Consider the following 21753-nt stretch of genomic DNA (forward strand, 5'->3'; position numbering starts at 1 on the left):
AAAAGAATATGACAGTTGCCGTAATTACGCATTCCCATTGTAGTTTGCACGATAATGGGTCTATCCATCACCCCGAATGCGCCGAACGGTTGGGGGCGATTAATAACCGCATGATTATGTCGGGCGTCGACTGGATTGCCCGCCATTACGATTCCCATCTTGCGGAACGTGAGCATCTGCTGCGCGTGCACGATGAGGAATACGTTGATCGTGTGTTCGCCACTGCCCCCAAGGAAGGTCATGTGATGCTGGACGGTGATACCGGCATGAATGAATATACCTTGGATGCGGCGTTGCACGCGGCAGGTGCTGCGGTCATGGCGGTCGATTTGGTGATGGCGGGAACCCACAAGCACGCTTTTTGCGCGATCCGTCCGCCGGGTCATCATGCGGGGCGGCGGCAAGCGGCAGGTTTCTGCATTTTCAATAATGTCGCAGTTGGCGCAGCTTATGCGCTGGACGTGTATGGGCTGGAGCGAATTGCGATTATTGATTTCGATGTCCATCACGGTGACGGCACGGAAGAGATTTTCAAAGACGAACAACGGGTGCTGTTCTGCTCCTCTTTCCAACATCCATTTTATCCTTTCACGGGTGCGGATACGGATTTGCCCAACATCCGCAATTTGCCTTTGCCGTCTGGGACGGGTGGTGCAGTATGGCGGGAAGCGGTAGAAGCGAGTTGGTTGCCCGCTATGCGCGAATTCCAGCCACAATTGGTGATGATTTCCGCCGGGTTTGATTCGCACATGGAAGACGACATGGGTGGCTTTAACCTGCTGGAGCGTGACTATTTGTGGATTACCAAGGAATTGTGCCAGATAGCCAAAGAGTCGGCTGATGGGCGGGTGGTTTCTTGTCTGGAAGGGGGATATGAGCTATCCCCCTTAGGCCGTAGTGCCACGCTGCACATCAAGGAACTGGCGGAATTCCACTAACAGGTCAGTGCTTTAGTGCAGGCCAATGGTGAATGCGCCAGTTTTCCCCGCGTAATAGGTGGTCGCTTCCAACGTGTAAGTGCCTGCGGACAGGGTGCGCTTGATTTGGGAATCAGTCGTGCCATTGCTGTCATCGTTTGAAGCCAGCAGGCTACCACCGCTTTGCAGCAAATACAGGAATGCATCTTGTTGGCTGGATTTGAGGTCAAGGGTAACGGTTGCCGCTTGTGTCAGCGTGAAGCTGTACTGGCGGGCGTAGTAGCCGCTGCCGCGTTGGTTGGCGGTGCAAGTGCTGGCCCATTGTCCGCTGAGTGTTTGCCCTAACGTCAATGGTGTGACCGCACAGGTCGGGTTGCTGCTGGTTGTTACGGGTGTGGCATTGACCGTGAATACGCCGTCCCGCCCCGCGTAATAGGTGGTGGCTTCCAATGTATACGTTCCCGCTGGCAAGCTACGGATAATCTGCGAATCGGTTGTGCCATTGCTGTCATCGTTTGATGCCAACATACTGCCATCAGCCCCCGCACCTTGCAGCAAATACAGGAAAGCATCTTGCTGGCTGGATTTTAGGTCAAACTTGACGTTCGTCGCGCTCGGCAAGGTAAATGTGTAATAACGGGCGCGGAAGTTGCTGCCCCGATGGCTAGATGCACAACCTGCCGCCCATTGCCCGCTGAGATTCCCGCCCGCAGTAAGCGTGGTTGGGGTGCAAGCCGTGTCGGTGGTTTCCACCATCACATTGGTATAGCTGCTGTTGGTCAAGCCCACGTCGTTGGTTACGCTCAGGCGGAAAGCGAGGGTTTCCGGGGCTGCGGGGGCAACAAAAGTGGGGGTGGCGCTCGTCCGATCGCTTAAGGTTACGGGTGTCCCGGCAGTTTGTTCCCATAAATACTGGCTAATGCTCCCACCGAAACCGCCCGCTGTGGCGCTCCCATTTAATGTAACGCCTGCTCCCGGCCTGACAGATTGGTTTGCTCCGGCAAGTGCGGTCGGTGGAGTTTTTACTGACATTACCGCGCGGTAGGCATCCAATGCGCCCGCGCCGCATGATGTGGTGGTGCAGTCAGCGCCAGTGCCCGTGGCAAACGGGCGTGCGGCGGCTTTGAGTTTCCGTTCCAGCAGTGCAGGCAATTCCGTTGCCGGGATGCTTCCGTCGCTCAAGTGGCTATTGGCTGACAACATCAGTGCTAACACCCCGGAAACGTGCGGGGCTGCCATGCTGGTTCCCTGATAAACGCCGTAGGTGTATTGGCTGGTGGGGTTGGTAAGGCCAGTGTTGACGGTTGATAGGACATCAACACCGGGGGCGGCAATATCTGCCAAACTTCCGGCATTGCTAAAGCTGGCTTTGCTGCCGTTTTTGGCTAACGCGGTGACGGCGATCACATTGGTGCAATTGGCGGGGCGTTGGGTGCTAATGTCGGCACTGGCGTTTCCGGCGGCAACAACGACTGCTACGCCGTGTGCGGTGGCGGCATTGATGGCATCTTGGTAGGTAGTTCCGCAACTGCCGGTTCCGCCCAAGCTCAGGTTGATGATTTTTGCGGGGTTGGGGTTTATGACGCCATTAACGGCTTCACCTGACGACCAGCGGATGGCATCCGCAATATCCGATAAATAACCGCCGCATTTCCCCAATGCCCGTGCCATCAGTATTTTGGCATTCCAACTGACGCCCGTGACTCCGAAGGCATTATTGCTGGCTGCGCCAATCGTGCCTGCGGTATGTGTGCCGTGCCAATAACTGTCACGTACTGAGCAACCTGTAAAAGCGGTGCTGGTAGCATCTTCTGTGCTGATCCAATCGCCGGGGTCGGAAGGGTTACTGTCGCGCCCGCCGCCATCGTTTCCGCGCGGGGTGGTGCTGACAAAATCATAGCCGGAACGGGCTGCTGTTCCGCCGACGAGGTTGGGCGTTAAATCAGGGTGGTCGACTACCCCGGTATCGACGACAGCGACGGTAATGTTACTGGTGTTGCTGATTTCGCCCCATGCGGCAGGCAGGTTGGCAGCGCCTGCATCCAATGTGGGGGGCGCATAGTGCCACTGACCGATGTATTGGGGGTCATTGGGTAAAACATCCCCGACAGGGAACATCAACTGGTCGGGTTCAGCATATTCCACATCCGGGTCAGTGCGTAGCAGGGTGGCGTAATCCCGCGCTTCTTGTAGCGTCATTTTGCCGGGTAATTGCACAATGTGGGCGTCGCCTCCCATGGCGCGTTTGTACTTTGCCCGAATGCCCAGCCCCACCGAAGCGATAGCGACCTGCACTTGGCTGGTTTCACTGATCATGATTGAGCGATGGGTGGCTGCGGGGCGTAATTTAACAATGATCTGATCCGTTTCACCCGCTAGCTGTGCTTGTAATGGCGCTGGGGAATGGGGTGCAGCCCAGACACCAGCAGTCATCATGAAGATTATTGGGCTAAGCAATAAACGCGGGGACATATCCGTAACCTCGTCAAATTAAACTCGGCTAACTTGAAATATCTTAGTAATCAGCAAATTAAGATTATTTCGTGTAGCTTGTGAGCTTAAGCATAACGAGGCAGTAGTGATAAATACCGTGCACCACGGATAAGTGCCATTTATTTTCTGATCAGAGCATCTAGGGTATAAAAAAGGCGGATAAGCGGTAAGGTGGCTACGGGTTCAGCGGATCGCCACGTAAATGGTAAGTGCGACCAGCGAAAACATGACGACCCACCAACCGAAGCTGACCTGACCGAACAGGGATTCCATCAAGGTGGGGGGCTTTTTGGGCGGGGCGGGCTTGGCAGTTAGGGCTGCCAGCAGTTCTTGGCGTACTTGTTGTTCCACATCAGCGAGCATACCGCCTTTGGTTCCGGCAATGTCGTTCAGCACTTTTTCCTTGATGCTGTTTTTGACACCGATTTTTGTGCCCTCTTCCTTGCCTTTTTTTACACCATCTTCCCAACCTTCCTGATAACCGATGGATGCGCCGCGTTGCCAACCGAAGTGATACGCCAGCCACGCAATGGCGGCAATAAAGACCCCGTACCAAAAGACATTCATTGAACTTTTTCCTTACAAATGCGTTCCTATACTCAATAAAAACCACGTTGGGCTATTCAAATGTATCACTATTTTACCGTATTGGTAGGCGTACTGCTAACCTGCATAGCGCCGCCTGCCTTGTCTGATAGCAGTATAGGGGCGTCGTTTAACCAGTGCCCGCAGCAAAATTACACAGGTGCTTTGTTTCGTCACGATTGGCCGACGCTGGTTTGGGATGGAACCCGTAACCGCGCCCGCGTGATGGCGGAAGGCAACCGTCCGGCAGAGCATTTCCTGCGGGTCAAATACCCAGCCAAAGGCGTGGGGCCGGTGCAAAGTGGTGGGCAAGCGCTGGTGCGCCTCGCTCCGGCGGAAGAATACTACCTTAGCTACCGGGTGCGGTTTCAGGAGGGCTTTGATTTCCGGCGTGGCGGTAAGTTGCCGGGGCTTGCCAGTGGTGATGGTAAATATTCCAATGGGCTGCATCCCGTTAACGGCGATGGCTGGACGGCACGCATGATGTGGCTGGAAGAGGGGCGCTTGATTCCTTACATCTATTACGTGGGGATGCCGAAAGAAAGTCGCTGGGGTGATAGCTGGCCGACCAATACCAGCCTGAAACCCAGTGTATGGTACACCCTGACTCAGCGCATCCGCCTCAATAGCCCCGGCAAGAGCAATGGTATTTACACCATTTGGGTAAACGGCAAGCAAGTGACCCACCGTACTGACATGCTCTGGCGCTACGGTAACAAGGGACTGATTGATTCGTTTATTTTTAGCACATTCCACGGCGGCAATACCGCAGATTGGGCACCGCGTTGGGATTGTTTCGCGGATTTTGATGATTTCCGCATTTCTCGTCAGCCGCCGCAGTAGGTTTCAGGGACAAACCCAAAAAAGTTTACTGATGGCTGAAGAAAAAACTTGAAAGCGAAAAGTATTTCCTTATAATACCGCTCTTCTTACGGGACATTAGCTCAGTCGGTAGAGCATCTGACTTTTAATCAGGTGGTCGAGCGTTCGAATCGCTCATGTCCCACCATATAAAAAAGGGTTGTAAATTTTAGGATTTACAACCCTTTTTGCTATCTGCGGTATTCAAAACCTCCAGTTGTCTCCCAGACTTCGGCATTCCCCCTAAAACTTATCCAGCTTTTTCGCGGTGCTTTCCATGCGGCGGATGTCCTGTGACATGGCTTGCAGGCGTGCCATCGTATAGGCGGATGTTCCCGGCAGGCGCGTTGCTTGGTCGAGCGAGGCGCGGGCGTACTTGTACTCGCCCATGCGTAAGCTGCGTTCGGCGGCGGCGGTGTAGGCTTCTGCCGCTTGCCCGGCTTGTTCCGCGACCCGTTGGCGGGTTTCCAGAAATTCCAAACTGCTTTGTTCATCCAAACGCTGTTGGCTGAGCAGTTGCCACGCTTGGGCGGCTTTGCCGTTGGCGAGCAGCGCATCAGCGAGTGCGTTGAGGATGCCTTCGTGTCCGGGGTGGCTCCTTGCCAGCGGCATCAGCAGTTTTTCAGCATCGTCGTAACGCCGGGCGCTGATCATAGCTTCAGCGCTTGCCAGCAATATGGGCAATTGGCCTGAACCCGCGTTGAGTTTTTGCAGTGCTGCCGCCCCGTTACCGCTGCGTAATAAGCGGATGGCTTGGGCGTATTGGGCAACAGCGCTATTGCCATCCGTTTGTGCGGAGGAGCTGGGGGCAGTCAATGCGCGGAGTTTTTCCCGTGCATAAAGGTAATCCACATCTTCTTGCGCCCGCCCGGAACCCAATTTGTTGGCACGGCTGCGGGCATCGCTGACCCGCTCAATGCTCAGCGGGTGGGTTTGCAAATACTTATTAATGTCACCGTACAGTTGGTTGCCAGCGCGGCGATCCAGCTTTTCCAAGAAACTCGGCATAGCGCCGGGGTCAAAACTGGAGCCTGCCAATATCTGTAAGCCGATGCGGTCGGCCTCAAATTCAGCATCGCGGCTGAAGGCCAGTTGTTGGTGGGCTTGCGCGGCAATCGTGCCGGTCATGATGGCTTCCCCTGCATCCGGGTTTTTAGTGGCGGCGGCTGCACCTGCCAACACACCTAACCCCATGAGCCACGGACTGCCTTTCTCGTCTGCCATCATCCGCGCAATGTGGCGCTGCGAAACGTGGGCAATTTCGTGGGCGATAACCGCAGCCAATTCGCTTTCAGAGGTGGTGTTGATGATCAGCCCGGAATGGATCACCACGACCCCGCCGGGCATGGCGTAGGCATTAATGTCGGGATTTTTGGCGATCAGGAAATAATAGTTTTTGCCGCCGGGGGCGTGTGCGGCTAAGCGCTTGCCGAGGGCTTGTAGCCACTCGTTGAGTTCGGGGTCTTCCACAATCGGGTCGCTGCCGCGCAGCTCGCGTAACAGCTTAAGGCCGAGGTGGGTTTCTTCGGTATTACTCATGGCGCTGCTTGCGGGGTCGCCAAAGTCAGGCAAGGTAATGACTGGCCTGTCCAAACTCGGTTCGGCATGGCAAGGTAACGCGCCAGCCATGAGGCCAGCAGCAATAGCAAGGGTGAGGATGCGCTGTTTCATGCGCTAACTATAGCCGAAATTAAGGTGCTTGACAGTCCACGCTTTTACATTAGAATATAAGCATATGTTTATATATTTCTACGGGACTGTGTATGTTTGGGATTCACGAAATTGACGCTGGTGGGTTGAAAAAGCTGTTGGATGCAGAAAAAGGTGTGCACCTGATTGATGTGCGTTCTGCTTCGGAAGTGGCTCAGGGCATGATCGAGGGTTCCGAATTTATGCCGCTGCATACTTTGCCTTTACGCATGAATGATCTGCCGAAGGACAAAACCATCGTATTTTACTGCCGTACTGGGGCGCGTTCTGCGCAAGCTTGCATGTATTTGGCACAAAATACCGGCATCCAAGCGACTAATTTGCGTGGTGGGATCATCAGTTGGTATCAGTCAGGTCAGAAGATCGTGCTGCCGACCGCTGCCTAAATAAGAAAATTCTGTTATAGTGATTTAGTTTAGTCAGGAGGGGTGAGCCTGCGCTTGGGTTCACGGATTGTAAACTATTGAGAGAGATTTGACGCATGAAAAAACTGGCGATCATCGCAACCAAAGGTAGTCTGGATTGGGGTTATCCTCCATTCATTTTGGCATCTACAGCCGCTGCACTGGGCTACGATGTACAGATTTTCTTCACTTTTTATGGCTTGCAACTGCTGAAAAAGAAGCTTGACCTGCAAGTGACCTCACTGGGCAATCCCGGTATGCCAATGCCAATGCCAATGCCTGTGCTGCTGCAAGCCCTGCCAGGGATGCAAGGCATGATGACTGCCATGATGAAAAAGAAAATGGCAGACAAAGGCGTTGCTGATTTGGCTGAATTGCGTGAACTGTGCCAAGAAGCGGATGTTAAGTTCGTTGCTTGCCAGATGACGGTTGACCTGTTTGAAATGGATCCGAAGGAATTCATCGAAGGCGTTGAGTATGCTGGCGCGGCGATGTTCTTCGAGTTTGCGGGTGAATCCGACATTTGCCTGTTTATCTAAACCGCAAGGTTATTAGACAGTCCACAAAAAGCCGGGTATATCCCGGCTTTTTGTTTGGAGGAAAATGAGATGAAAATCATGTTGATCAGTGGCAGCCATCGCCACAACTCACAAAGTGAGAAAGTTGCCCGCTATGTCGCCCAGTCATTGCTGGATAACGGGCAGGCAACGGCAACAGAGGTTTTCAGCTTGGCGGGCAACCCTTTGCCGCTGTGGGATGAGGGCATCTGGAACGGGGATGCAAACTGGCAAGCCTTACTGAACCCTTTGTCTGAAAAGCTCGCGGCGAGCGATGGTTTTGTGATTGTATCGCCTGAATGGCATGGGCAAGTTCCCGCCGGGTTGAAGAACTTCTTCCTGCTATGGGGCGCGGGGGAACTGGCGCATAAGCCAGCGCTGATTGTCAGTGTTTCTTCCTCGGATGGCGGTGCGTACCCTGTCGCCGAACTGCGCATGAGTAGTTATAAAAATAACCACATCTGTTATATCCCGGAGCAACTCATTGTGCGCAATGTGGAATCCGTGCTGAATGACGATGAAAGTAAAAATAACCCGCAGGCCGACCGTTATTTCCGTGACCGTATCGTGTATGCCGGGGGTATACTGAGTGCTTATGCGGCAGCCCTCAGGGGTGTGCGGGATTCTGGTGTTACCCACACGGATGTGTTCCGCTTCGGCATGTAAATGAGGCTATAAGCAAATGTTAAAAACAGCAGCGAAGACCCCGCAACGGATGTTAAACCGGATTGGGCGTCTGAGCTATTTCCACGATGACCGCCATGCTGACAGGCGCAATGAAATCCGTTGGCTGGTCGAGGAGTTTGTGGAAATCCCGGTGAAAAACCTTCCCCCTGCGTTGGAGGGGTTCACCATTGTGCAGTTGACCGATACGCACTTGCGGCCTTATACGCAAGTGGAACATATCCAGCGGGCGGTGGATAAAACCAATGCCCTCAAACCCGACTTGGTGGTGCTGACGGGCGATTACGTTTGGCATGATGAGCAAGACATCCTTGATCTGGTTCCGGTGCTGGCTGGGTTGAATGCACGGCATGGCATTTTCGCAGTACTGGGCAACCACGACATCAAAACGGATGCGGTCTTGATCGAAGAGACGTTTGCCAGCTACGGCATTCCGGTATTGCGCAACGACGGGCTGGACATCCAGTACGGCAACGGCGTGTTTCATCTGGCGGGGATTGATGATGGCTGGTTGGGCAAGCCTGACATCAAGGCGACGCTGGATAAGTTACGCGGCGACAAGCCCGTGGTGTTGCTGGCGCACGAGCCGGACATGATCGACTGGTATGCAAGCGACAGCCGCATTTCCCTGCAACTTTCAGGGCATACGCACGGCGGGCAAGTGCAAGTTTCACCGGGAAAACCGTTCATTCGGCCTTATTTGGGGCGGAAATATGTGCAGGGGCTGTATCGCGTGAACGAGTCGTGGGTTTACACCAGCCGGGGTATTGGCACAACGGGTGTGCCGCTGCGGCGTAATTGTGCGCCAGAAATTACTCATATCACGCTGGTTGCGGGTGATGGTTATTCGATCGCAGCGTAACGTTTGTCAGAAAGGCTTTGGATATTCCGGGCATTTCAGTAAACTGTCAAAAAGATAAAAAAGTGTTCTGGAGGGCTTCTTATCGCGGCTTCCACACCTTTTATAAGAACAGTCTTGCCGGATAGCCCGGTCAGGCTGAAATAATTAAAAAAACAACGAGCTATCAGTGTGAATACGTCCGATTCCCAAACTAATGTGTCCGAGCTTGACCTGACTGGCCTGAAAGTTGTCGTCGTGGATGACAGTAAGACCATCCAACGTACTGCGGAAGTCCTTCTGGGTGAACAAGGTTGCTGGGTGGTAACAGCCAGCGACGGGTTTGAGTCATTGGCGAAAATCGCTTCGTTTAAGCCAGATGTCATTTTCGTCGATGTCATGATGCCGCGCCTCGATGGTTATCAGACCTGTGCGCTCATCAAGGCAAACCGCCAATACCGCGATATTCCAGTGATCATGTTGTCCAGTAAGGACAGCATTTTCGACATGGCTCGTGGGCGCTTGGCGGGGTCTGACAAATACCTTACCAAGCCCTTCACCAAGCAGGATTTGCTGTCTGCCATCAAGACGCACGTCAAGCTGGAAGCAACACCCGCCACCCAGCCGGAAGGATAACAGCGTATGGCCGCACCGCATGTGCTGATCATTGACGACTCGCTGGCCGAAACCCGAATGTTCACTGTATTACTGGAGAAAAACGGGTATCAGGTCAGTGTGGCCTGTAATGGTCAGGAAGGGATTCAAGTCGCCAAGGCGCGGAAGCCGGATGTAATCCTGATGGATGTTGTGATGCCTTTGGTCAATGGTTTTCAGGCGACCCGCGAACTGACCCGTTCCCCAGAAACAGCCCACATCCCTATCATCGTATGCAGCTCCAAATCTGCCGAAACAGACCGCTTGTGGGGAATGCGCCAAGGGGCAAAGGCTTATCTGGTCAAGCCCGTGGCAACCCAGTTGTTGCTGGAAACGGTGGCGCAGTTTGTGCCTAAGGCGGGTGGTCATGGCAAGTCCGTATGAATTGCTGGCTGGTCTGGCTTTATTGCGCGAAAAGAAGCGCCGTTCCCGCCAGCGCAGCGACTTGGAGTTGCAGGAGTGGTCGGGTTTCCGCGTACAGGTTGGCAAGTTGGTGTGCCTGATTCCTTGTGAACAAGTTGAAGAGGTCATGACGCCTACGTCGGTGGCGGTTGCCCACGGTGTGCCTGCTTGGGTTCGGGGTATTGCTTACTTCCGGGCGCAGTTGGTGACGTTGGTGGATGTTGCCGGTTTGTTGTTGGGGGAAATCAAAGCGCCGACGGCTTCTTCCCGCGTGTTTGTGATGCGCGGTAAGCAGGAGTGGTTTGGTTTGCAGGTCAGTGCCTTTGATGGTGTGCGGCATATTTGGTCGGATACGGTAGAGGCGGGTGTGCCGGATGCTTTCTCGGGGGCATGGTTGCAATACGTGCGTCAGTGGTTGTCCCTAGAGGGTGAAACTGTGGCAGTACTGGATGCGGGCAAGCTGGTCGGGGCATTGGAAAATGGGGAGGTTCGGGTATGAGCCTGTTTGTTTGGCAGATGTCGGCGGGGGCGTTGTTGCTGCTTGTATTGATACTGGGGTTTTTCCTGTTTCGCCTGAAACGTCAGGTACGTTTGCAGTCCGCCGGGGATAGCCGCCAACAGCAAAAAGCGATCATGCGTTTGCTGGATGAGATGGGTTCCCTCGCCAATGGCGATTTGTCGATGCGGGCAACGGTGACGGAAGACATTACGGGCGCGATTGCGGATGCGGTGAATTACGCAGTGGATGCGTTACGCACCTTGGTAGTACGCATGGATTCAACCTCCAACCGCCTGACGCATTTTGCCCAAGGCGCGGATGGGCGCGTCAACCAGTTAGCGGATGCCAGCACCCGCCAAGCGCGGGATATTGCGGTGGCAACTTCGGCGATTGCTACCATGACGCAATCCATCCAGAAGGTGTCACGCAATGCTTCCAGTTCGGCGGAAGTGGCACGCAAGTCGCAGGAAATTTCACAGGCTGGGGCGCGGACAGTGCGTGCCACGATTGAAGACATGGTGGCGATCCGTGAGCAAATACAGGCCACTTCCAAACGCTTGAAACGCTTGGGGGAAAGTTCACAGGAAGTGGGCGACATTGTGCGCCTGATGAATGAAATCGCTGAACAGACCAATATTTTGGCATTGAATGCTTCCATCCAGACGACTTCCAATACGTCGGCGGGGGGCAGCAGCGGCTTTAGGCGCTTGGCGGATGAGATGCAGCAACTGGCGCAACAGGCGGCAGGGGCATCGCGCAAGATTGATGTGTTGATCCGCACCATGCAGGCGGATACGCACGAAGTCATGGCGTCAATGGAAGAGACCACGGCGAAAGTGGTGGATGGTGCACGCAATGCAGGTTCCGCAGGGGATGCACTGGATGAAGTGGAAAATGTAACCATCGGGATGGTTCGCCTGATCGGTAACATTTCAGATGCCGCAGGTAAGCAAACGGACATGGCAGGGCAGGTCAGCTCGACAATGAATGCCATTCAGGAAGCGACTTTGCAAACAGCACAATACAGTCAGGAAACCCGGACACTCGTGGCAAACCTGAATGCAACGGCAATGGATTTGCGTGCAGCCATTGCGGGCTTCAATCTGGCAGAAGAAAAAAGATAATGACAGGTGAAATATGATTTCGGATAAATCAAGTTTGGCAAGCCGTCTTGGCTGGATCATTGGCGATTTGGAGCAGGCCATAGAACAGGCCCGGCAATTGTTCGCGCAATATACCCAGTCAGCAGACGGTGGTGAACTGGGCACATGCCGGGAAGCCTGCCGCCAGATTTGGGGCGTGCTGGATGTCTTGGGGGCGCAAGGTGCTAATATGCTGGGGCGGGAACTCGTCTCGGTGCTGGATGCCTTAATCCAACACAAAGTCAGCAATGTTAAGGCCGCACAGGATGCGACCGCCGAAGGCTTGCTACAACTCTCCGAATACCTGAAGCATTTGCAGGATGGTTATGCCGATTTGCCGGTGGTGGTATTGCCTACCCTGAATAATCTGCGGGCGGCACGGGATGCAGAATTGCTTTCCGAACATCTGGTATTCCTGCCAGAAGATGCGCACGCGGACAATGCCCAGATCGGTACGGATGAATACATCAACCTGACCCCGGAACGCTTGCAACAAGTCAGCACCAAGCTGCGTTTCTATTTCCAAAAAGCCTTGCTGGGCTGGTTCCGTGATGAACAGCCGCAACGCATGTTACAGGCCACCAATAAGGTAGCTACCAATATGCTGGTGCTTAGCCAAGCGCGGCGTTTGCGGGCTTTGTGGTGGATTACTTCTGGTCTTTCCGAAGCGTTGGAACAGGGGCGTTTGGAACAAAGTGTTGCCATCAAGATGCTGTTGGGGCGTATGGAGCGTGAAATCCGCCGCTTCGGTGAGTTGGGTGAAGCGGCGTATGACCGTACCTTACCCAATGAATTGCTGAAAAACCTGCTGTACTACATCGGCTTGGCAGAATCCGGCGCGGAAATTACCGACAAGGTAAAGGCTGCCTACAATCTGGATATGTATTTGCCGCAGGGCGAAACGCTAGTAGAACTACGTCAACATTATTCCACGCCGGGACGTGATTTGTGGCGTGCGGTTGCCAATTCGGTCATTGATGAACTGAAAGGTTTGCAAAGCACCTTGGAGGCGATGCAAGACGAAGAGCGCCAGCCGGAATTGTTGATCAAATTGGCGGAACGTTCCTCACGCCTTGCCGATACTTTAGGCATGATTGGTCTGGGGCAAGCAGCCGACTTGACCCGTTCCTTAGGGGAAACCTTGCAAGGCAAGGCAGCGCGGCACGAGGTGCAAAACCTTGATGACTTGTTGCATACCAGCACACATTACGTGCGCTTGGAAAAGGTGTTGGACGAGTACGCGCACAGCGGCGAAGACATCACAGATGCGGTTTTCAATGCGGAACATGAAGGGCAAGACCCTGCCAGCGCCCGCAGTTTGTTGCGTACCGCGCAAACGGAACTGAACAAAGCGCAGACGCGGGTGGTTTCCTTCTACAAAGAAGGTTGGGCATTCGTCTATCTGGAAGAAGTGGTGGCATCGCTGGAAAATATCAGCGGCGCACTTCATGTCATGGATGAGCAAGAATTGCTGCCGATGGTTAATACCGCGCTAACCTATTTGCGTGAAGATTTATTGGCTCGCCAACGTCAGCCTTCACCCGAAGAACTGGCAGTTTTTGCTGATGTATTAACCTTGTTTGAAGCCTCCATTTCCGCCAAATTGCAGGGTGAGGATTACTTTGCCCTGTTGCCGACCGCTTACGGTAAGCTACGCGAGCTTGATGGGTACAGCGAGTTGGATTTGCTCGGCGACATCAATTTGGATGAAATTGCATCTGACGCTGAGGCAAAAAAAAAAGCGAGACAAGTTTCAGTTTCAACACTTTATCAGCGCCTGCGGAACCCGAGCTAGACGACTTTGAGCTAGTCAGTTTTTCTGAAGACGAACACGAAACACCCGCACCTATCCCTGCCCCTGCCGTTCCTGAATCCCCCGGTTTGCGTGAAGCACTGGGGGATGAAATCTTTGAGATATTCACCGAAGAAGTTGCGGAAATCACCCAAACCCTCGCCGACCTTTACCAGCAATGGAACAAGGATCGGCAAGACCGTGGCCTGCTGACTGAAATCCGCCGCGCTTTTCATACCCTCAAGGGCAGTGGGCGCATGGCGGGCGCATTCGCTTTGGGTGATTTTGGCTGGGCGCATGAGGATTTGCTGAATCAGGTGTTGTCAGGGCGCTTAGTGGCAGATAACCGGGTTTCGGCAGTGCTGGATTCCGCCATCCAAGAGTTGCAGGAACGGCAGGTATTTTTCCAGACGGCGCAGCAAAAAGATGCACGGGTGGATACGGCGGTGGCAGCCGTTGCGGCGGTCATTGCTGGGGAAGAAGCCCCATCCGTAGCAGAACCAGAACCTTTCATTATGGATATGGAAGAAGAGGAAGTGCTGGCAGCGCCCGAGCCAGAACCTGCGCCTTTTGTGATTGAAGACGAGGATGAACTGCCTGACCTAGAACCTTTTGTGCTCGAAGAAGAGGAAGTGCTGGCAACGCCCGAGCCAGAACCTGCGCCTTTTGTGATTGAAGACGAGGATGAACTGCCTGACCTAGAGCCTTTTGTGCTTGAAGACGAGGAAGTGCTGGCAACGCCTGAGCCAGAACCCCCGCCTTTTGTGATTGAAGACGAGGATGAACTGCCTGACCTAGAGCCTTTTGTGCTTGAAGAGGAAACGCAGCCAGCGCCGTTGATGACGGCAGAAGATTTTTCGCTGGAAGATCAGGCTGAACAGGAAGCCGATACCCGCTTAGTCTGGCAATTATTCTGGGAGGAATTCCCCGAACAGCTTCATGCTCTTGACCAGAACCTACACCATTTGCAGGAAAATCCAGCGGATCAAGAAATCATCCGCGAACTGGAACGCGAATTCCACACCCTGAAAGGCGGTGCGCGGATGGCGCAACTGTCCGCACTGGCAGATGTCAGCCACGAAGCCGAAAGCTTATTGTCTGCGTTGCCGCGTCACGCTGAAGCCAGTCCGGCGGCGTTGGAAGCCCTGCAACAAGCGGTCGACAAGCTGCACACGCTGGCAGAGCAAGCCCGCCATACCCCTGAAAGCTCACCTGTTGTAGATGTTACCCCCGCTAGCGATACGGCAACAGATGTATTGCCAGCAGAAGCGCCGCAAGATACTGCATTGATTGAAACTAGCCCTGCGTTGGCTGATAACTGGGTGAAATTACACGCAGGGCAAAGTGCATCCAAGAGCTTGCTGGAGCGGGTATTGGCAGAACAAGCCGACAGTTTGCCCGACATCAGCGTATTGGGTATTGCGTCACGCTCGGATGCTTCCCCGCAAACGGCGGCTGAGCCTGCCGCGTCAACGGGCAATCACGAAACTATCCGTTTGCCTGCGGTGTTCGTCGATAACCTGATTGACCGCGTGGTAGGGCTTAATGTCCAGCAAGTGCGCTTGTCGGAACATTTCAACGGCATGGGCATTGATGTTGATGAGCTGATCCGCACGGTTGCCCGCTTACGCCAGCAAGTTCGGGCACTGGAGTTGGAATCTGAAGCGCAAATCCACGACGGGCGCAGTTCCCGTTCTGCCAACAGCGTGGTGCATAGTAGTGGCGGCGAATTTGATGCGCTGGAAATGGATCAGTACGCGGAAATCCAGCGCATTTCCCGTTCATTGGCAGAAAGCCTGAGCGACTTGGTGAACCTTGAGTCCGACCTTTCCAACCAGTTACGCAAGGGCGAGCAATTATTGCAGGAAGACATGCGTACCACCCGCCAGATTCAGCAGGATTTGTTGGATACCCGGCTGGTGGCGCTGACCATGCTGGTTCCACGCTTGCGCCGTTTGACCCGCCAAGTCGCCGCCGAATTGGGCAAACAGGTGACGCTGGAAGTGCAAGGCGAGGAGTGTGAGCTTGACCGCAACCTCTTGCAGCACATGACTGCGCCGCTGGAACACTTGATCCGCAATGCCATTTCCCACGGGATCGAACTGCCGGAAGAGCGCGAGCGCCAAGGCAAACCGCCGACAGGCCGCATTACCCTGAGCGTCAGCCGCGATGATGCGGAAATCGTGATCCGTTTCCGCGACGATGGGCAAGGCTTGGATAGGCAGCAGGTACGCGAACGTGGTTTGGAACTGGGCTTGATTGCTTCCGCTGAAAGCTTGCCGGATAACGAATTGGATCGGCTTATCTTGCGCCCCGGCTTTAGTACCGCAAAAACTATCAGCCAAATCGCTGGGCGCGGCATCGGCATGGATGTTGTGTATTCCGAACTCAAAGCCTTGGGTGGCAGTTTGCAGATCGCGTCGCGGGCGGGACAGGGGGCGGAATTCAGTATGCGCCTGCCGTTTACGCTGATTGTGAACCCGGTACTGCTGGTTGAGGTGGAAGGGCAAGTATTTGCCTTGCCGCTGAGCGGTATCCAAGGTTTGGCGCGGCTGTCGGGGGCAGACCTTCAGAAAGTGTTGGAAACTGAAGGTGAACAACTGGAATTCGCTGGGCAGTTTTACCGGGCACGTCAATTGGCAGAAGTGCTCGGCGCGGGTGGGATGCCGACCTTCCCAGTGGATGAAATGTTCCCGGTGGTATTCTTCAAACTGCATGAGCAAGCGGTGGCATGGGTGATCGGGCACATCCAAGGGCGGCGCGAAGTGGTGTTGCAACCTTTAGGCGTGTTGTTCAAAGATTGCCGCTTGTATTCGGCAGCCACGGTTGCCCCGGATGGCAGCGTTTTCCTTGTGCCGGATATGGCGGAATTGGCACGGCGCGTGGGTGTGGTTGATCAGCCCGTCACGGAAAAAGCGGCGGAAACGGCACTTTCCACCGCAGTCAGCCATACGGGGCCTGCACGCATTTTGGTGGTGGATGATTCTATTACGGTGCGGCGTGTGACTGAAAAATTCCTCAATACCCAAGAATATGCCGTGTCCACAGCCAAAGACGGCATGGATGCCTTGGAGCAAATCGGCGAATTCCTGCCCGATGTGGTGTTGCTGGACATAGAAATGCCGCGCATGGATGGCTTTGAATTGCTGGGGCATCTGCGTCGTGACCCGCAGTGGCAACATTTGCCGGTGGTGATGATCAGTTCCCGTACTGCGCAAAAGCACCGCGAGCACGCCGTGGCTTTGGGGGCAACGGGTTTCCTCGGCAAACCTTACCAGAACGAAATCTTGCTCAGTACCTTGGAAAGCGTGCTGGCAAGTGGGCATGTGAATGATGGGGAGCGCATTTCAGCATGAGTAACGATGTAAAAAACGGGACATTACCCGCGATCAAATGCCTGATCGTGCGTTTGCAAAAAGCGAGCCTGATTTTGCCCTTGAACCTGATGGCGGAGTTGGTGGATGGGGAAACCTTAAGCCCTTCGGCGCATCCGGGGGTGGAGGGCTGGTTGCATTGGCGTAACCGCCAGATTCCGGTGGTGTCACTGGAATCCTTGTGCATGTTGGAGGAAGAAGGCAATGCGGGCGAGGGTAAGTGCCTGATCCTGCACACACTGTCGCCAATGTCTGGCTTGCCGTTCATTGCTTTGCGGGTGCAGGGCAGTTTGAATACGCTGGAAATTCAACCCGATACCTTGCGTGACGACCACAGTGGCAACGAGCAGCGCTGCCCGTATGTGGCGCGGCAAGTACGGGCTTCCCACCTGCTGTGCTTTATCCCCGATATGCCTGCGATTGAAGCGGTGGTTGCGGAAATTTTGCAACTGACCACTGAGCAAGCGCAGCCGGTATCAGATGAGGGTGAGGGATAACAGCAGCAGCAGGATCAGCGACACCGCAAAAGCCGTATTGACGCTGTTGGGCTGGTTCATGTGGCGTTCCATGAACACGGTTTTCTCGGCAGTATTGCGCATCAATTCCAGCCGTGCCTGCACGTTGAGTGTGTCCGGTTTCTCGAAACCGACCATGCCACCTTTCAGGTTGATCAGCGGAACCAGCATATTGATGTTGATGTGTGCTTGGATGGCGTCTTGCGTGGGGCTTTCGTAGTTCACTGCCCATGGGGCGGCGTACTCGAAGGCTTCCAGCAGGAACATTTCGCGCATCTTTTCTTGACTGTTTTTGAGTATTTCGCGGTTGTGTTTGAGTGCTTTTTCTAGATCGTCCAGCGGCATCATTGGCATCGGTGCGGAAATGTGGACGTAATAGTCACGCTCGCGTACCGTTACCTTGATGGTTCCGGCGTAGTTGTTCGGTAATGTAGTTTCTTTTTTGTCAGCCATAGTCGGTACATTCCACGTAGAGTGGTTTTGGATTATTAGTATCTATTCTGATGGCGCTGAGCTGACCGCCCCATACACAGCCCGTATCCAGCGCAATGACCTGATTTTCAGAATAATAACCCAAGGTTGACCAATGTCCAAACAGAACCGTCACGCCCAAGGGCTTTCTGTTTGGATGCAAGAACCACGGAATAAGTTTCATCTTTTTGCTGGCAGTTTGCGCATACTCTCGTGGATGGCCTTTGGCATCGAAGTCCAAGCTGCCGTCGGGACGGCAATAACGCATCCGGGTGAAGGCATTGAGGATGTAACGCTGGCGGTCGATGGTTGGCAGCAGGGCATCCCAAACGTCGGGTTGGTCGCCATACACGAGGGGCAACCAAGTGGCGACCAAGGGGCTGGTAAACATCTGCTCCACTTCACGGGCGCACCGTTGCGCGGTTGCTAAATCCCATTGCGGTGGAATACCGGCATGGCAGAGGGCATAACCGAGCATGGGGTCGGTGTGCATAATCGGGCGTTGGGCAAGCCACTGGATCAGTTCGGGGTAATCCGGTGCTTCCGTCAGCGGTTTGAGGCTTTTGTGCGGTTTGCGTATGCCGTGGAATGCTGCCAACAGGCTGATGTCGTGGTTGCCTAAAACGGCTACTGCTGCGTTACCGAGTGAGCGCACGAAGCGTAAGGTTTCGAGTGAATGTTTACCCCGGTTGACTAAATCGCCTGCTAACCAGAGTGTGTCAGCGGCGGGGTCGAAGCGGAGTTTATCCAGCAGCCGCATGAGGGGTTCGTAGCAGCCTTGTAAGTCGCCGATTGCGTAGGTAGCCATAGTGTCTTTCCAACCTAAGTGAAGGGCTGAAGCTTACAGGATGTGACTTAGTGTGTAATCCTGCGCAAAGCTGTTATTTTATAGGGTATAATTTGCGCAAGCCCCTGTTCGAGTGTTGTTTATGCCTACTGCATCCCGTTTTACCCGAATTGTTATTGCCTGCTTAGGTGTTTTGTTGGTGCTATTCCTGTTTTATGCGGCTCAAGCCGCAGCACGTTCTGCATCGCAGGTGTTGGAGGACTCCATTGTTAAGGTGTATGTCACCCAAGAATCGGTTTCCTCTTCATCACCGTGGAATTCCGATAATATTTCTATTGGCGGTTCTGGTTTTGTCATTGAAGGTAAGCGGATATTGACGAATGCCCATGTGGTGGCTGATGCCATTTTCATGGAAATCCAACAAAACGGGAATCCCAAACGTTATCAGGCAGAGGTGGTGGCTGTGTCTCATGAATTGGACATCGCCATTCTGACGGTAAAGGATAAAACCTTTTTCGATAAGGTGAAGGCATTACCCTTGGGGGATCTGCCCAGTATCCATCAAGATATTATGGTGTCTGGTTATCCGGTGGGTGGTGATAGCTTGAGCACGACCCGTGGTATTGTGTCCCGTATCGAATACCTGACTTATAGTCACAGTGCTTTGCCTTACCAAATGATTCAGGTGGATGCTGCCATTAACGCGGGGAACAGCGGTGGCCCGGCTCTTGCTGACGGCAAGGTGGTTGGGATTGCTACACAGACCAGTACAGAAGGTGAAAGCATCGGTTACATTATCCCGGTCACGTTGATCAAACGCTTCTTGCAGGATATGGCTGACGGTAAATACGATGGCTTTCCTGCCTTATCCGTGAGAACGGAGTATTTGCTTAGTCCAACGTTGAAAAAGAAGTACAAATTACCGGAAGATCAAACGGGTGTGCTGCTGTACCGTGTTTGTGCGAATACCAAAGCAGAAGAAGCCCTGAAGGTGAACGATGTTATTACGCATATTGATGGCCTGCCAATAGGGGATGATGGTACTGCACCGATGGCATCTGGTGGAACCATCGATTTCCTGCACTATGTTGACCTGCATCAAGTGGGAGATACGTTGTCGCTTGATATTGTGAGGGATGGAAAACCGCTTAACGTTAAACTGTTGCTGGATGAAATGGATAAGACCAATTATATCTACGATCAGGCTCCGCGTTATTTTATCTACGGCGGGTTTGTGTTTGTGGCGAAAACATTCGAAATTGGTTGTTTGACCCGTGCAGAGTACGACTTAAGTAAGCATAAAAATAAAAAAGATGATGTCGCCATTGCTCAGGTATTGGCTACTCCCGACAACCAAGGTTTCCATGATATATCAGATACCAGTATCGAAATGGTCAATGGGCAACGGTTTGACACATTTGAAGAATTTTATCGGCTAGTAAAAGCTGGCGATGGACAGTTTATTGAGTTGGAAGATGGTGGGGGCTATCGCTATACGATTGACCGCCTACTGGCTGAGAGCGGGGATAAAGCCTTGCTGGAGAAGTACCGCATCCAGCAAGACCATTCCAAAGATGTCGAGGGTTTCTCAGTCGTTACCGCTCAGGCTCATCAAGAACTGCAAGATATACCAGAACATCAGACCAACGCTGGAGAACAGCGACAGTGACGCAGCAACGTGTTGCTCAGTATGGTATTCATGGATGATGTTGGAGGTGCTGTACAGGACGGATGCCGCTGCAAACACAACCATGATGCCGGAGAACACCAGTCCCAGCGTAAAGCCGAACAGGATGCTGGCAGCAATCACGCCGATGGCAACTAAACCACCGATGTTCAGGATCGGCCCAAGGAATGAGAAGTTCTTACGGGTACTAAACGCGGTGAAAGTGATGCCAGCCGCCAGTAACAGGGTCAGCAGTGCCGCGTGCCCAAGGATGTCGGGGGCATAGCGCAAGGCGATGTAAATCAGCGGCATGAACACAATGGCTTCTGCCACCACAAACAACCCCAAACCTGCATACTGCATTTCCTTGGAAATGGCGGAATGCGCCCAGTTGTTGGCGATGTAGGAAACGCCCATGAACATTCCCATTACGATCAGCCACATCCATTTGCTGCCTTGCAGCAGGTGGACGAAAGATTCCGCAACACCGGACTGGATCAGCAGGCTTTCGACACCGACGAAGGCCATGATAGCGCCACCCAAGTGCAGGTAGGTGCGGCGGATGAAATCAGCGCGTTCAGTTTCGCTGGCATCGGCAACTAATGTGCCGGAATGGATGTCAAGTTGTGCCATGTTTTACTCCTAGAGATAACTTTGGTGAGTTGCTTATTATGATTACATACGTACAGCCATGGGGCTAATTCCCATGCCAGATAAGGTTTGTTGCCATTTGTCCAGCATCTCTTGGCTGGTTGCGGGGCCGAGACGCACCCGGAATACTGTCCCGCCATTGACTTGGGCTGGTTCTATGCGGGCGTTGAGGCCACCCTTTTTCAAACGTCCCTGAAGTGTGCTGGCTTGTGCTTGGGTTTTGTAGGAACCAAGCTGGAAACCATTCACACCTTTAGCTACCGCTGCTAGCGGCTCTTTCTTGTCGGCTGGTTTTTCATCCGTTTTGGCAGTGACTGGCGCTTTGGTGGCTTTGCTATCTTTTGTTGCCCCGGCTGGTGCGGTGGGTTGCACAGCGGTCATCGGCACGTTGACTTCCAACTGTGGCAAAACTGCGTGGTAGCTGAAACCCGGCATTTCTTCTGGGGATGACTGGTTTGCTGGGGCGGTATTCAGGGCTGGATTATTTGCTGGCACACTGCTTTGTGCCACGCCCGCATTCATTACTTGGATAGGCGGTGTGCTTGTCTGTGCGGTGGTGGATGTTGTTGTGCCATTTTTGCCGTTCAAAGCATACAGTGCCAGCCCGACCAGCAGGCCAATGGCAACGCCACCCAACATCCAGCCCATTCCGTATTGGCTGAAAGCGCTGTCGGAGGCCGCTTGTTGTTTAAAGTCTTTAGTCATTGCGGTGATCCCAAATTTCCGGCTTTCCCGGATTATAGCGAAAAGA

Annotated in this window: 21 protein-coding genes and 1 tRNA gene; 15 read left to right on the plus strand and 7 right to left on the minus strand. The window is 53.6% G+C overall.

Features of this window, described 5'->3' with window-relative positions; genetic code table 11:
- Positions 1–8 precede the first annotated feature (8 nt).
- Positions 9–938 carry a histone deacetylase family protein gene (locus PHE17_RS02185; protein WP_301014173.1) on the plus strand — a complete coding sequence of 310 codons (930 nt, stop codon included), beginning with the start codon at positions 9–11 and terminating at the stop codon, positions 936–938.
- A 12-nt stretch (positions 939–950) separates the two neighbouring features.
- Here the strand turns inward: PHE17_RS02185 and PHE17_RS02190 are convergent, their stop codons facing one another.
- Entirely contained in the window at positions 951–3389 is a 2439-nt protein-coding gene (locus tag PHE17_RS02190; RefSeq protein ID WP_301014174.1) for a S8 family serine peptidase, read from the minus strand.
- Positions 3390–3593: 204 nt separating this feature from the next.
- Positions 3594–3977, minus strand: a complete 384-nt coding sequence (locus PHE17_RS02195; RefSeq protein WP_301014175.1) for a hypothetical protein — start codon at positions 3975–3977, stop codon at positions 3594–3596.
- Positions 3978–4037: 60 nt separating this feature from the next.
- Between PHE17_RS02195 and PHE17_RS02200 the strand changes: the two genes are divergently transcribed.
- Both PHE17_RS02200 and PHE17_RS02205 read left to right on the plus strand, forming a co-directional pair.
- Positions 4038–4838, plus strand: a complete 801-nt coding sequence (locus PHE17_RS02200; RefSeq protein ID WP_301014176.1) for a polysaccharide lyase — start codon at positions 4038–4040, stop codon at positions 4836–4838.
- A 90-nt stretch (positions 4839–4928) separates the two neighbouring features.
- Positions 4929–5004, plus strand: a tRNA-Lys gene (locus tag PHE17_RS02205).
- Between the two features lie 95 nt (positions 5005–5099).
- Here PHE17_RS02205 and PHE17_RS02210 read toward each other — a convergent pair.
- Positions 5100–6527, minus strand: coding sequence for a M48 family metalloprotease (locus tag PHE17_RS02210; RefSeq protein WP_301014177.1), 1428 nt, complete (start codon positions 6525–6527; stop codon positions 5100–5102).
- Between the two features lie 92 nt (positions 6528–6619).
- Here PHE17_RS02210 and PHE17_RS02215 point away from each other — a divergent pair, with 92 nt between their 5' ends.
- The 11 genes from PHE17_RS02215 to PHE17_RS02265 all read left to right on the plus strand — a co-directional run bounded on the left by PHE17_RS02215 (position 6620) and on the right by PHE17_RS02265 (position 17409).
- Positions 6620–6952: a rhodanese-like domain-containing protein gene (locus PHE17_RS02215; protein ID WP_301014178.1), complete on the plus strand. Its 333-nt coding sequence runs from the start codon at positions 6620–6622 to the stop codon at positions 6950–6952.
- A gap of 95 nt (positions 6953–7047) precedes the next feature.
- Positions 7048–7509, plus strand: coding sequence for a DsrE/DsrF/DrsH-like family protein (locus tag PHE17_RS02220; RefSeq protein WP_301014179.1), 462 nt, complete (start codon positions 7048–7050; stop codon positions 7507–7509).
- 69 nt (positions 7510–7578) lie between these two features.
- Positions 7579–8193: an NAD(P)H-dependent oxidoreductase gene (locus tag PHE17_RS02225; protein WP_301014180.1), complete on the plus strand. Its 615-nt coding sequence runs from the start codon at positions 7579–7581 to the stop codon at positions 8191–8193.
- Positions 8194–8209: 16 nt separating this feature from the next.
- Positions 8210–9073, plus strand: coding sequence for a metallophosphoesterase (locus PHE17_RS02230; RefSeq protein ID WP_301014181.1), 864 nt, complete (start codon positions 8210–8212; stop codon positions 9071–9073).
- Between the two features lie 168 nt (positions 9074–9241).
- Complete coding sequence (locus tag PHE17_RS02235; protein ID WP_363320056.1) at positions 9242–9685, plus strand: response regulator; 444 nt, start codon at positions 9242–9244, stop codon at positions 9683–9685.
- 6 nt (positions 9686–9691) lie between these two features.
- Positions 9692–10087: a response regulator gene (locus PHE17_RS02240; protein ID WP_301014182.1), complete on the plus strand. Its 396-nt coding sequence runs from the start codon at positions 9692–9694 to the stop codon at positions 10085–10087.
- Positions 10071–10604, plus strand: coding sequence for a chemotaxis protein CheW (locus PHE17_RS02245; RefSeq protein WP_301014183.1), 534 nt, complete (start codon positions 10071–10073; stop codon positions 10602–10604). Before PHE17_RS02240 ends, PHE17_RS02245 begins: the two co-directional genes overlap by 17 nt.
- Complete coding sequence (locus PHE17_RS02250; RefSeq protein WP_301014184.1) at positions 10601–11728, plus strand: methyl-accepting chemotaxis protein; 1128 nt, start codon at positions 10601–10603, stop codon at positions 11726–11728. Before PHE17_RS02245 ends, PHE17_RS02250 begins: the two co-directional genes overlap by 4 nt.
- A 13-nt stretch (positions 11729–11741) precedes the next feature.
- On the plus strand, positions 11742–13541 hold the full coding sequence (locus tag PHE17_RS02255) for a hypothetical protein (RefSeq protein ID WP_301014185.1): 1800 nt from the start codon (positions 11742–11744) through the stop codon (positions 13539–13541).
- Between the two features lie 86 nt (positions 13542–13627).
- Positions 13628–16894 (plus strand): response regulator, encoded by a 3267-nt coding sequence (locus PHE17_RS02260; RefSeq protein ID WP_301014186.1) that lies wholly within the window; start codon positions 13628–13630, stop codon positions 16892–16894.
- Positions 16891–17409, plus strand: a complete 519-nt coding sequence (locus tag PHE17_RS02265) for a chemotaxis protein CheW (RefSeq protein ID WP_301014187.1) — start codon at positions 16891–16893, stop codon at positions 17407–17409. The genes PHE17_RS02260 and PHE17_RS02265 overlap by 4 nt, the downstream gene beginning before the upstream one ends.
- Here PHE17_RS02265 and PHE17_RS02270 read toward each other — a convergent pair.
- On the minus strand, positions 17389–17880 hold the full coding sequence (locus tag PHE17_RS02270; protein ID WP_301014188.1) for a hypothetical protein: 492 nt from the start codon (positions 17878–17880) through the stop codon (positions 17389–17391). The two genes, PHE17_RS02265 and PHE17_RS02270, sit on opposite strands and share 21 nt — an antisense overlap.
- A complete protein-coding gene (locus tag PHE17_RS02275; protein WP_301014189.1) occupies positions 17873–18706 on the minus strand; it encodes a symmetrical bis(5'-nucleosyl)-tetraphosphatase in 834 nt (277 codons plus the stop codon). The genes PHE17_RS02270 and PHE17_RS02275 overlap by 8 nt, the downstream gene beginning before the upstream one ends.
- A gap of 121 nt (positions 18707–18827) precedes the next feature.
- Between PHE17_RS02275 and PHE17_RS02280 the strand changes: the two genes are divergently transcribed.
- Positions 18828–20354: a S1C family serine protease gene (locus PHE17_RS02280; RefSeq protein ID WP_301014190.1), complete on the plus strand. Its 1527-nt coding sequence runs from the start codon at positions 18828–18830 to the stop codon at positions 20352–20354.
- On the opposite strand, the gene PHE17_RS02285 is transcribed toward PHE17_RS02280, so the two are convergent.
- Entirely contained in the window at positions 20274–20984 is a 711-nt protein-coding gene (locus tag PHE17_RS02285; RefSeq protein ID WP_301014191.1) for a Bax inhibitor-1 family protein, read from the minus strand. The genes PHE17_RS02280 and PHE17_RS02285 overlap by 81 nt on opposite strands.
- A 42-nt stretch (positions 20985–21026) precedes the next feature.
- Positions 21027–21707 carry an SPOR domain-containing protein gene (locus PHE17_RS02290; RefSeq protein ID WP_301014192.1) on the minus strand — a complete coding sequence of 227 codons (681 nt, stop codon included), beginning with the start codon at positions 21705–21707 and terminating at the stop codon, positions 21027–21029.
- Between the last annotated feature and the right edge of the window lie 46 nt (positions 21708–21753).

The organism is Thiothrix sp. (genome assembly GCF_028714775.1).
Lineage (GTDB): Bacteria > Pseudomonadota > Gammaproteobacteria > Thiotrichales > Thiotrichaceae > Thiothrix.